Raw genomic sequence first — 11,532 nt, 5'->3', positions numbered from 1 at the left:
CACATCCACCTGCATCGTGAGTTCACCGATCTTAGCCCGAGCCTCCTGCAACTCTTTCTCCAGCTCCTGCTCCCTCGTAGAGGGTCCGGACTGAAGCCCAGCCCGTCCACCAGTCAGGAACGCTTCACGCCACCTGTAATACAGACTCTGGGCCACGCCATGCCGCCGACATACCTCGCTGATATTCGCACCGGGCATCATGCCCTCGAGCACGATGTTCATCTTCTCGTCCACTGTCCACTTACGTCCCGGCATCATAAACACCTCTACTTCATCTTAACCCATCCCTTCTGTCTGGGTTGACTCTGGGGCCAGTATATGTGGATTCGCAGTGATTGAGCGACGTGGGAGGCGATGCAAATGGTGGAATGGCGACGGCAGCGAGCGAGGCTGGAGGAAGCCAGGCGGGAAGTGGAGACACGCATGTCGAGCAGTGGACAGTACGGTCTCGACGACGCGATGTCCGACGAATTGAGCGAACTGTCCCTGTATGACAATCATCCTGCGGACATCGGCAGTGAATTGTTCGAACGCGGCAAGGACTTGGCACTGCGCGACGTGGACAAGCTGCGGCTTCAGGAGATTGACCGAGCGCTGCAGGCAATAGACAGAGGCACCTATGGTACCTGCCAACGCTGCGGTGAGCAGATTCCCGCCGAACGACTGGAGGCGTATCCTTTGGCGACGCTGTGTGTCGACTGCAAACGGCAGGACGAACGGGAACACCCGGATAGAGACCGACCGGTGGAGGAAGCGTTTCTCACACCGGGGTTTGCACGCACCCGCTTGGACGGTACAGACAACGTGGCATTCGACGGGGAAGATTCGCTGCAGGCCGTGTGGCGGTTCAATCAGCGCCCGGACTACGATGAAGATTACGAGTACCTGGGCCAGGACAACGAGCTGGATGACAACGAGGGGGTTGTGGACGACATCGACAAAGTTTCCAACGAGGAATACAAATCGCAGCTCCGTTGAGCATCGAGACCTGGGCGCTTTATTCGCTGCGCGTCCAGGTCAGGGTGTCTGCCCGCAGCCCCCGACGCAGGCATTCCACTGACAGGACGTCGGATGGCGCGATGTTTCCCAGATTCACCTGATTTCCAAACCGCTGGATAAGCGCTGTCTGTTGCGACTTCTTCGGGGCTTCCCACATCACTTTGGATAGCGCGGATGCGGGGAGGTGCGCTGCCAATTGGTCCACGATGGCGTCCCGGAGTTTTCCGCTATCTTCATAAATCCCGGCACATTCACCGCTCTCGCGTCCTTCCACAATCACAAGGGCGGCACCGGCCTCAAGGTCGGTCAGAATTTGTGCAGCGGCCTCGCCGGCGTCCGGGAAGGCCTCGAGCTTCTTTCCCACTTCCGTGATGACAAGAAAGTGTTTGGCTGCCGCTTCAATGGCACGCGTGCGAATGGATGCAGGAATGGAAAGCGTCCCATCCGAGATCTCTATGGCTGTCAGACCAAATTGACGGCAGCGGCCGAGAAATGCCGGAAATATACCTTGCGTGAGTACGATTTCGGTCAACGTGCCTCCCGTACAACAATCCACGCCGTACTGTCGGCAGAGGGCGGCCTTTTGTTTGAGGATGTCAGCTCGGTACAGCGACGCCGTCCCGAAGCCGAGCTTGAGGCAATCCATGTAGGGGGAGGCCGTCTCCAGCAAATCGGTTAGCGCGTGAATCCCCAATCCCTTATCAATGACCATGGTCTTTCCCGTCAGACGCGGTTTTTCCAGCCGCCCCGCCAAGGGTGGTGTGAGCAAATCGTGCAAAAATCCCCCTGTGGACATTCATCGCTCAGTCCCTTCCGTTGAATCGCTTTAGCCTATGCGGCGAACGGGGAACCGGCCACCCGGCCAGGCCGCCCGTCAGTTTCCGGGCGCGATGGGATGTGGTAGACTGTGGGGACAAACGGTCTTCTGATCAGTGAGTGAACGAGAGGTGCGTGTCTTGCTGTACATATTGGCGCTTGTCGTGTTGATTGCGGATCAGTCCATCAAATGGCTGGTTCAGACGCACATGACCGTTGGAGAAGTGATTCCCATCTGGCCCCAGGTGGTGGTGCTGGAGTACATTCGCAATCCGGGCGCCGCGTGGGGAATGTTGACACGGGCGCACGGGCTGCTGATTGTCATCGCCCTGCTGGTGGTGGCTGTGGTGGTGTGGTTGGAGCGTCGATATCGACCAAAACGGTGGATGGCGGTGGGGTTGGCTCTGGTGCTGGGCGGAGCGCTCGGAAACCTGTGCGACCGTGTGTTTGCCGGGACGGTCGTCGATTACGTGTATCTCCAGATCATCAATTTCCCTATCTTCAACCTGGCGGATGTGTCGATTGACGCCGGTGTTCTGATTCTCTTGTGGCGCAGCTTCCGCAGTGACAACGCGGTGAAAAAGCAACAAGAAGCGGAGGACGTGGAGCCGTGACCTGGATTTCTGAAACCTTCACTGTGGAGCCCGGTGACGCCGGGCAGCGGCTGGACAGATGGTTGACCGACGCGCTGGCGGACAGCGAATACGAGGTGTCTCGCAGCCAACTTCAACAATGGCTCGCTGGTGGATACATTGAAGGACCGCGCCGGAAGCTGAAGGCGAGCGATCCGGTCGCCCCCGGCGAGACCTACGTCGTCACCGTACCAGATCCGGAACCGGTGACCATCATGCCGGACCCGGTCCCGTTTGATGTCGTGCACCTGGATGATGACGTGGTGGTGGTGAACAAACCGCGCGGAATTGTTGTGCATCCAGCCGCAGGGCATCTGCGGGGGACCGTGGTCAACGGACTGTACGAGCAAAACATCTCACTGTCCTCGCTCGGCGGCAGCATGCGGCCCGGCGTGGTGCACCGGATTGACAAGGACACGTCGGGATTGATCATGTTCGCGCGGACGGACCTGGCGTACCACGGGTTGGCGGAGCAATTGAAAGAGCACAGCGTGCACCGCATATACCGCGCCATCATCCACGGTGTGCTGGAGCACGACGAAGGCATGATTGACGCCCCCATCGGTCGCGATCCGCGCCATCGTCAGCGCATGGCGGTCCACGAGAGCGGTAAACCGGCGATCACACACTTCCATGTGCTGGAGCGGTTTGCGGATTACACGTACGTGGAGCTCCGGCTGGAAACCGGCAGGACCCACCAAATCCGCGTGCACATGGCGTACATCGGCCACCCTTTGGCTGGAGATCCCGTCTACGGCAGACGGCGGACCCTCGATATTGAGGGACAGGCACTGCACGCGATGGCGTTGGGCTTCACGCATCCTCGGAGTGGACAACGACTGGAGTTCTCGGCGGAAGTTCCGGACGACATGCAGCGGCTGCTGACCATGTTGAGGACCGACCTGGAACCCGTGGAATGATTCACAATGCGCCATCACCCTTGACGCGCGCTCCTATATCCAGTACAGTAGAACAAACAATAAAACTGCCTTTAATCCAATCCCGTGAGGTTGGAAAGGAGTCGCCAAATCTTTTTCCGCATGCGTCATGCGGGAATATTGATGCACCTATCACAAGGTGGCTTCCAATTCCGGGAAGCCACCTTTTTGCGTGCAGTGCGACAGGGCAGTCAAGTCATTCTGACAAAGGCGGGAATGGGCAGATGCAGACGAAGGTACAGATTATGGATGCGGCGGGCATGCAGAGGTCCATGACACGGATGGCACACGAAATTCTCGAGCGCAACAAGGGACTGGACGGCGTGCTGCTGCTCGGTGTGGAAACGCGCGGGGCGGTGCTGGCGGATCGAATTGCGCGGAAGCTCAAGGACATTGAAGGCGTGATGCCGGAGGTGCACCACCTGAATCCTCGTCCGTACCGGGACGATGTGGCCGTCCACAATGGACTGCGGCCACCCATCGACGGGGTCGACGTGCAGGACAAGGTGGTGGTCCTTGTGGACGATGTGTTGTACACCGGACGCACGGTTCGGGCGGCGTTGGACGGCATCATGGCCACCGGGCGCGCGCGCATGGTGCAGCTCGCCGCCCTCGTGGATCGCGGTCATCGCGAGTTGCCGATTCGCGCGGACTTTGTGGGGAAGAACGTACCCACGTCCCGCGAAGAATCCATCGCCGTGCATCTGCAGGAAGTGGATGGCGACGATGGCGTGTGGATTGTCGCCGGTGTGGCGGAAAGGACGGGTGCCCGATGCCACCGGTCCTGATGACCGAATCCACGGATGCGGGCCGTCGGATGCACCTGCTGTCCGCGGCGGATGTCACCCGGGCGGAAGTGGAGTCCTGGATGCACCGCGCGGATACGCTCCGGCAGATGAGTCGGGCGGATTGCCGCAAGATTCTGGCGGATGCGGTGGTGGCCGCTCTCTTTTATGAACCGAGCACCCGCACCCGACTGTCGTTTGAGACGGCGGTTCAACGCCTGGGCGGACGGGTGGTGACGGCGGAGAACGCACTCGAGAACTCCTCCGCCAAGAAAGGCGAGCGGTTGGAGGACGTGTTCCGGGTGGTCGGCTGCTATGCGGACGCCATTGTCATCCGTCATCACGAGTCCAACACGATGGCCGAAGCCGCGCCCCACAGTCCGGTGCCCGTTATCAACGCGGGCGCGGGGGCTGGCGAGCACCCGACCCAGGCGCTCTTGGATGTGTACACCATTCGCCGCGAACTGGGCCGTGTGGACCATCTCAACGTGTGCGTGATGGGGGATCTGCGGTATGGGCGGACGGTGCATTCTCTGCTCACGCTGTTGGCGCAGTTTCGCGGGATTACGGTGACGCTGCTCCATCCGGAGTCGCTCGGGCTGCCGGATACGCTGCGGGCCACGCTGGCTGCCAGGGGATTGGCGTTGCGGTGCGGCGTCTCCGTGGAAACGGCGTTGGCCGAAGCGGATGTGGTCTACCAGACGCGGATCCAGACGGAGCGTCTGGCGTCGCAGCAGGAGGCGGCCGGCGTGGAGCGGTTTCGGTTGACCCCGGACAGGGTGGCGCGCCTCAAGCCGACCGCTCGCATTCTGCACCCACTGCCCCGCGTCGACGAGATTGCCATGGAGGTCGATGCGGATCCACGGGCCGCGTACTTTCGGCAGGTGGAAAACGGACTGTACTTGCGCATGGCAGTCCTGGAATCGCTCGTGAGGGGGTAAACCGATGAAACTCAAGATTACGGGTGGCCGCCTGCTCGACTTAACGGACGGAAGTCTCACGCCGGTGGAGGTGTTGCTGGACAGCGCTCAGGGAACGGTGCTCGCCATCGGCCGCGACTTGGCGGAGGCAGACCGAACCATTGCGCTCTCCGGCCAGGTCCTGCTGCCGGGATTTATAGATATGCACGTGCATTTGCGGGAGCCTGGGTTTGAGGACAAGGAGACCATCGCCACGGGCGCGCGGGCCGCGGCGGCAGGCGGATTCACGCAAATCGCCTGCATGCCCAACACCAATCCGCCGCTGCATTCGCCGGAGTTGGTAACGTTCGTTCGCCGTCAGGCCAAGGCCTCCGGTGCTGCGCAGGTCTTGCCCATCGCGTGCATTACGGAGGGGCAGCGAGGCGAGCGCTTGACGGATTTCGAAGCGCTGAAAGCCGCCGGCGCGGTGGCCCTCTCGGACGACGGCAAAGGAGTGCAGCACGGCGGTCTGATGCGCGAAGCCATGGCGCGCGCGGCAGATGTTGGACTGCCCATCTGCATCCATGCCGAGGATGAATCCATCGCGGGTCCTGGGGTTCTTCACACCGGTGCCGCCCGGCGTCTGGGCCTCCCCGAGATTCCGGGCGAGGCGGAGGCGGCGATGATTGCACGGGATATCCTGCTCGCGGAGCAAACCGGCGTGCATCTGCATGTGTGCCACGTCAGCGTCGAATCGGCGGTGTCGCTGCTGCGCTGGGCCAAGGCGCGGGGCGTGCGCGTCACCGGCGAGGTGACGCCGCATCACCTGCTGCTGACGGAGGATGTCATCACCCGCGACGACGCGGTGTTCAAAGTCAATCCGCCGCTGCGGAGTGAACGGGATCGGCTGGCGTGTCTGGAGGGGTTTCTGGACGGCACCCTGGATATGGCCGCGACCGATCACGCGCCGCACACGGCGGCCGAGAAACAGCAATCGATGGCCGATTCGCCGTTTGGGATGGTGGGCATTGAAACGGTGTTTCCACTGCTCTACACCCATCTCGTTCGCACGGGGCGGATGACGCTGCCGGCATTGGTACAGCGCATGTCCACTCGACCCGCGCAGGCGTTCGGACTGCCGGGCGGCGTTCTGCGCGTCGGCGGCCCGGCGGATCTGGTGGCGGTGGATTTGCAGCGGGAGCGCGAGATTCAACCGGACACGTTCTTGTCGAAGGGGCGGAATACACCGTTCGTCGGGTGGCGGGTATTTGGCTTCCCGACCCTGACGGTGGTCCGCGGTCGGATTGCATATCGCAGTGGGGAGGAGACGGGCGTACATGATGGGTTTTGATACTTCACGCCGAACGGCCCGATTGGTCCTCGAAAACGGCCTGGTGTTCACCGGGATGAACTTTGGAGCGACTGGGCAATCGTTCGGAGAGGTCGTATTCAACACGGGCATGACGGGATATCAGGAAGTTCTGACCGATCCCTCGTATTACGGTCAAATTGTCACCATGACCTATCCGTTGATTGGCAACTACGGCGTCAATGTGGATGATATGGAGGCCCTGCGGCCGAGCGTTCGCGGCTTTGTGGTCCGCGAGTTCGCCGAAGTGCCGAGTCACTTCAAGAGCGTGGGCAGTCTGTCGTGGTATTTGGAGAAGCATGGAATCATTGGCATCTCGGGCATTGACACGCGGCGATTGACCAAGGCCATCCGCAGTGAAGGTACGATGAAGGCGGTCCTCACGACGGAAGATACGCCGGTCGACGAACTGTTGGCGGCGCTTGAGGCGCCATTTCCGCGGGATCAGATTCACCATGTGACCACGTCGAAGGTGTATCGCTGCCCCGGCGGGAATCGGCGCGTGGTCGCGATGGATTTCGGCATGAAATCCGGCGTCGTGCGCTCGCTGTTGGCGCGTGACTGCGATGTGGTGGTGGTGCCGGCGACGACGACGGCGGAAGAGATCCTGGCGTGGCAGCCGCACGGTGTGATGCTGAGCAACGGGCCGGGAAACCCGGAGGATGCGCCTTACGCCATCAAGACGGTGCGTCGGCTGCTGGGCCGGGTGCCGGTGTTCGGCATCTGTTTGGGGCACCAGCTGATTGCCCTCGCCTGCGGGGCGAGAACGAAAAAGCTTCGGTTCGGCCACCGCGGCGCGAACCATCCGGTGAAGGATTTGCGGACCGGCAAGATTGCCATCACGTCGCAGAACCACGGCTACGTGGTGGATGCGGACTCGCTGCCCGGTACAGAGCTGGTGCTGACGCACGTGAACCAGAATGACGGCACCGTGGAGGGGCTGGCCCACAGGCGGTTCCCCGTTTTCTCCGTGCAATACCACCCGGAAGCGCGTCCGGGCCCGGACGACTCGGACGGCCTGTTCGACGAATTCATGCAACGGATGGACGATGTTCGCGAAGGGAGATGGACGCCTCATGCCGAAACGCACTGACTTGCGCAAAATCCTGGTGATTGGCAGCGGTCCCATCACCATTGGTCAAGCTGCTGAATTCGACTACGCGGGGACGCAGGCGTGCCAGGCGCTGCGGGAAGAGGGTTATGAGGTGATTCTCGTCAACTCCAACCCCGCCACCATCATGACCGATCCGGATATGGCGGACAAGGTGTACATTGAGCCCCTGACGCCGGAGTATGTCACGCAAATCATTCGCCGGGAGCGGCCGGACGGGCTGCTGCCGACCCTCGGCGGGCAGACCGGCCTCAACCTGGCGGTTCAGTTGGCAGCGGTCGGGGTGTTGGAGGCGGAGTCGGTGGAGTTGCTCGGCACGCAGTTGAGCGCCATCGAGGAGGCCGAGGACCGGGAAAAGTTCCGCGACCTCATGCGCCGCCTGAATCAACCGATTCCCGAGAGCGCCATCGTGACGGACGCGGAACAGGCGCGGGAGTTCGCGCGAAGCATCGGTTTCCCCATCATCGTTCGCCCCGCCTACACGCTCGGCGGCACCGGCGGGGGCATCGCGAACAACTGGGAAGAATACGAAGAGATTGTGGAACTGGGACTGACCATGTCCCCCATTCACCAAATCCTAGTAGAGCGAAGCATCGCCGGTTTCAAGGAATTGGAGTATGAAGTGATTCGTGACGGCGCGGACAACTGCATCGTCGTATGCAATATGGAGAATTTCGATCCGGTCGGCATCCACACCGGGGACAGCATCGTGGTGGCGCCGAGCCAGACGCTGTCCGATGCGGATCATCAGATGCTTCGCTCGGCCAGCCTGAAAATCATCCGCGCGCTCGGCATTGAGGGCGGGTGCAACATCCAGTTCGCGCTCGACCCGCTTTCGCAGAAGTACTACGTGATTGAGGTGAACCCGCGCGTCAGCCGCTCCAGCGCTCTGGCGTCCAAGGCCACGGGTTATCCGATTGCCCGCGTGGCGGCCAAGATTGCGGTGGGCTATCACCTGGATGAAATTCTCAATCCGGTGACCGGTGAGACCTATGCCAGCTTCGAGCCCAGTCTCGATTATGTGGTGACCAAAATTCCGCGCTGGCCGTTCGACAAGTTTCAGAGCGCCAACCGCACGCTGGGCACGCAGATGAAGGCGACCGGAGAAGTGATGGCGATTGGGCGCAGTTTCGAAGAATCCCTGATGAAGGCCATTCGCTCGCTCGAGATCAAACGCGATTCACTGTGGACCAAACAGGCGGTGGAATGGTCTGACGACGAAATGGACCAGCGGCTGCGGGTGGCGGACGACGAGCGCCTGTGGGTGATTGCGGAAGCGTTTCGGCGCGGGGAGACCGTGGAGTCCATCCACGAAAAGACGCGCATAGACCGGTGGTTCCTGCGCAAGCTGCAAGGACTGGTCGCGACGGAATTGGAGCTGCGCCGACTGGGAGAACGGTCCGCGGACCCTATCGCGGTGCTTCGGGAACGCCCGGAGTGGTTCCGCGAGGTGAAGGCGCACGGTTTTCCGGATACGGCCATCGCTCGCTGGCTCGGGGTTTCGGTGGAAGAGGTGCACAAGCTGCGCACGTCGCTTGGGATCCGGCCTGTTTACAAGATGGTCGATACGTGCGCGGGTGAGTTTGCCGCGGCAACGCCGTATTACTACAGCACGTATGAAGAAGAGGACGAGGTCGAGATCACGGAAGGCAAGAAGAAGCTGCTGGTGCTCGGTTCCGGACCCATTCGCATTGGTCAGGGCATTGAGTTCGACTACTGCTCCGTACATGCCGTGTGGGCCATCCGGAAGGCTGGATATGAAGCGGTCATCATCAACAACAATCCGGAGACCGTGTCCACGGACTTCAGCACATCGAATCGCCTGTACTTCGAACCGCTGCATCTGGAGGACGTCATGCACGTCATTGAGCGTGAACGTCCGGACGGCGTCATTGTGCAGTTCGGCGGCCAGACTGCCATCAATCTGGCCGAGCCGCTCGCGCGGCTTGGCGTTCCGATTGTGGGGACCGCGGTGGAGGATATCGACAAGGCGGAGGATCGGGAGAAATTCGACGCCCTCCTGGCCGCGTTGGACATCCCCCGCCCGGAAGGCTATTCGGTCACCTCGTTGGAGGGCGCGCTGGAGGCCGCGCGGAACCTGGGCTATCCCGTGTTGGTTCGCCCTTCCTATGTACTCGGGGGGCGAGCCATGCAGATCATCTACGAAGACGACGAATTGCGCGCATACATGGCGGAAGCCGTGGAGGTGTCGCAACAACATCCGGTGTTGGTGGACCGGTACGTGCAGGGCGTGGAGGTGGAAGTGGACGCCATCAGCGACGGGGAGACCGTGGTGATTCCCGGCATCATGGAACACATCGAACGCGCTGGCGTCCATTCGGGGGACTCCATCGCGGTGTATCCGCCGCAGTCGCTGTCGGCGGCGGTGAAGGAGCGGATGGTGGATTACACCATTCGAATCGCTCGCGGACTTCGCGTGCGAGGTCTGGTCAACATCCAATTCGTGGTGCAGGGAGATATGGCCTACGTGCTGGAGGTGAATCCCCGTTCCTCCCGTACGGTGCCGTTCCTGTCCAAGGTCACGGACATCCCGATGGTGCAGCTCGCGATGCGCGCAGCCCTCGGCGAATCGCTGGCGGACCTCGGTTGGAAGACGGGATTGATGCCGGAAGCGGACTTCGTATCGGTGAAGGTACCGGTCTTCTCGTTTGCCAAACTGCGCCGCGTGGATATCACACTGGGGCCAGAAATGAAATCGACGGGCGAGGTGATGGGAACCGAACGGACGTACGCCAAAGCCCTTTACAAGGGGATGCTGGCGGCGGGGATCACGGTCCCGCTGAACGGAACCATTCTGGCCACCGTCGCGGACAAGGACAAGGCGGAGTCACTGCCGATTCTGCAAGGGTTCGCGGAGATTGGGTTCCGACTTGCCGCGACCGAGGGAACGGCCAAGTTCCTGCGCCAGCACGGTCTCGAAGTGGAAGTGGTCAACAAACTCGCGCAGGGTACGCCGAATTTGGTGGACGACATTCGCGAGGGCCGCATTCAGCTGGTGATGAACACCCTGACGAAAGGGCGAGCACCGGAGCGGGACGGATTCCGCATTCGTCGAGCCGCGGTGGAGCACGGCGTTCCGTGTCTGACGTCGCTCGACACAGCCGCCTCCCTTCTGGATGTGCTTTCGACGCTTCGTCTGGGCACGGTGCCGCTGGCGAACCGTCGCGCGGGGGTGCGTGCATGACAATATCCGATGCGGGGCTCCGCGACCTTTTGGGTGGCCCGGACTACGCGTTCGCCCGGGCGCACTCCTACATCGCGCTGGACGTTGCCTCCGAACCGCAGGCGCTGGCGCTCGTGGACGCATTCGGTGAGGCGGTCAACGGCTACAAGGTGGGCCTCGAGCTGTTCCACTCAGCCGGTATCGCGATGGTGGAACGGTTGGTGCGAATGGGCAAGCGGGTCTTCCTGGATGTGAAATTGCACGACATCCCGAACACGGTGGCCGGTGCGCTGCGGGCCCTGGCGGACACAGGCATCGAGTTGGTGAACGTTCACGCTGTCGGCGGTGTGCGCATGATGACCGCGGCGCGGGAGGCGTTGCCACCCGCTGCGGGAAGACCGAAGCTGATTGCCGTCACGGTATTGACGAGTTTGGGCGAAGCGGAACTTCGAAATCTCGGGTTGCCGGAGGCAGCGGAATGGGTGCCGCGGTTGGCAAAATTGGTATATCAGTGCGGGCTCGACGGTGTCGTAGCGTCCGCTCTGGAGGTGCCCGGCATTTACGCAGAGCTCCCCGCGCACTTTTTGACCGTGGTGCCGGGAATTCGCCCGCCGGGGGCGGCAGTGCACGACCAGGTTCGCTCTGTGACGCCGGGCGAAGCCATCGCGGCTGGCGCGTCTCACCTGGTGATTGGCCGAGCCGTGACTCGCTCTGACCAGCCACTGCAGGCGCTGCAGCGGATCTGGGATGACATGGAACGGGCGCACCGATCTGCGGTGCGGGAGAAAGGGGAATGAAG

11 protein-coding genes are annotated in these 11,532 nt (G+C 61.8%); 9 read left to right on the top strand and 2 right to left on the bottom strand.

Features of this window, described 5'->3' with window-relative positions; translation table 11 throughout:
• Positions 1–255, bottom strand: a 255-nt coding sequence (locus G463_RS0108370; protein WP_026974809.1) for a transposase, incomplete at its 3' end; no start/stop codon positions are given.
• 105 nt (positions 256–360) lie between these two features.
• Here G463_RS0108370 and G463_RS19475 point away from each other — a divergent pair.
• Entirely contained in the window at positions 361–978 is a 618-nt protein-coding gene (locus G463_RS19475; RefSeq protein ID WP_051322096.1) for a TraR/DksA C4-type zinc finger protein, read from the top strand.
• Positions 979–997: 19 nt separating this feature from the next.
• On the opposite strand, the gene comA is transcribed toward G463_RS19475, so the two are convergent.
• On the bottom strand, positions 998–1,768 hold the full coding sequence (comA, locus tag G463_RS0108360; protein ID WP_245575742.1) for a phosphosulfolactate synthase: 771 nt from the start codon (positions 1,766–1,768) through the stop codon (positions 998–1,000).
• 187 nt (positions 1,769–1,955) lie between these two features.
• Between comA and lspA the strand changes: the two genes are divergently transcribed.
• The 8 genes from lspA (at position 1,956) to pyrF (ending at position 11,530) form a co-directional block, all read left to right on the top strand.
• The gene (gene lspA / locus G463_RS0108355; RefSeq protein ID WP_026974807.1) at positions 1,956–2,429 is read left to right on the top strand and encodes a signal peptidase II; all 474 of its coding nucleotides are present in this window, start codon (positions 1,956–1,958) and stop codon (positions 2,427–2,429) included.
• Positions 2,426–3,367 (top strand): RluA family pseudouridine synthase, encoded by a 942-nt coding sequence (locus tag G463_RS0108350; RefSeq protein WP_051322095.1) that lies wholly within the window; start codon positions 2,426–2,428, stop codon positions 3,365–3,367. The genes lspA and G463_RS0108350 overlap by 4 nt, the downstream gene beginning before the upstream one ends.
• A gap of 242 nt (positions 3,368–3,609) precedes the next feature.
• Positions 3,610–4,173, top strand: coding sequence for a bifunctional pyr operon transcriptional regulator/uracil phosphoribosyltransferase PyrR (pyrR, locus tag G463_RS0108345; RefSeq protein ID WP_026974805.1), 564 nt, complete (start codon positions 3,610–3,612; stop codon positions 4,171–4,173).
• Entirely contained in the window at positions 4,158–5,111 is a 954-nt protein-coding gene (gene pyrB, locus G463_RS19470; protein WP_245575740.1) for an aspartate carbamoyltransferase, read from the top strand. Before pyrR ends, pyrB begins: the two co-directional genes overlap by 16 nt.
• A 4-nt stretch (positions 5,112–5,115) precedes the next feature.
• Positions 5,116–6,420 (top strand): dihydroorotase, encoded by a 1,305-nt coding sequence (locus G463_RS0108335; RefSeq protein ID WP_026974804.1) that lies wholly within the window; start codon positions 5,116–5,118, stop codon positions 6,418–6,420.
• Positions 6,407–7,531, top strand: a complete 1,125-nt coding sequence (gene carA, locus G463_RS0108330) for a glutamine-hydrolyzing carbamoyl-phosphate synthase small subunit (protein ID WP_026974803.1) — start codon at positions 6,407–6,409, stop codon at positions 7,529–7,531. Before G463_RS0108335 ends, carA begins: the two co-directional genes overlap by 14 nt.
• Positions 7,515–10,754 carry a carbamoyl-phosphate synthase large subunit gene (gene carB / locus G463_RS0108325; protein WP_026974802.1) on the top strand — a complete coding sequence of 1,080 codons (3,240 nt, stop codon included), beginning with the start codon at positions 7,515–7,517 and terminating at the stop codon, positions 10,752–10,754. The genes carA and carB overlap by 17 nt, the downstream gene beginning before the upstream one ends.
• A complete protein-coding gene (pyrF, locus tag G463_RS0108320) occupies positions 10,751–11,530 on the top strand; it encodes an orotidine-5'-phosphate decarboxylase (RefSeq protein ID WP_051322094.1) in 780 nt (259 codons plus the stop codon). Before carB ends, pyrF begins: the two co-directional genes overlap by 4 nt.
• The last annotated feature ends 2 nt before the right edge of the window (positions 11,531–11,532 follow it).

It is taken from the genome of Alicyclobacillus contaminans DSM 17975, from assembly GCF_000429525.1.
Classification (GTDB): domain Bacteria; phylum Bacillota; class Bacilli; order Alicyclobacillales; family Alicyclobacillaceae; genus Alicyclobacillus_A; species Alicyclobacillus_A contaminans.
The sequence above is the reverse complement of the archived record's forward strand: the minus strand, read 5'-3'. Positions and strand labels throughout refer to the sequence as shown.

Excerpts from the sequence above, each read along its gene's own strand:
- G463_RS19475 (WP_051322096.1), top strand. The coding sequence starts at position 361 with ATGGTGGAATGGCGACGGCAGCGAGCGAGGCTGGAGGAAGCCAGGCGG.
- pyrR (WP_026974805.1), top strand. The coding sequence starts at position 3,610 with ATGCAGACGAAGGTACAGATTATGGATGCGGCGGGCATGCAGAGGTCC.
- pyrB (WP_245575740.1), top strand. The coding sequence starts at position 4,158 with ATGCCACCGGTCCTGATGACCGAATCCACGGATGCGGGCCGTCGGATG.
- G463_RS0108335 (WP_026974804.1), top strand. The coding sequence starts at position 5,116 with ATGAAACTCAAGATTACGGGTGGCCGCCTGCTCGACTTAACGGACGGA.
- carA (WP_026974803.1), top strand. The coding sequence starts at position 6,407 with ATGATGGGTTTTGATACTTCACGCCGAACGGCCCGATTGGTCCTCGAA.
- carB (WP_026974802.1), top strand. The coding sequence starts at position 7,515 with ATGCCGAAACGCACTGACTTGCGCAAAATCCTGGTGATTGGCAGCGGT.
- pyrF (WP_051322094.1), top strand. The coding sequence starts at position 10,751 with ATGACAATATCCGATGCGGGGCTCCGCGACCTTTTGGGTGGCCCGGAC.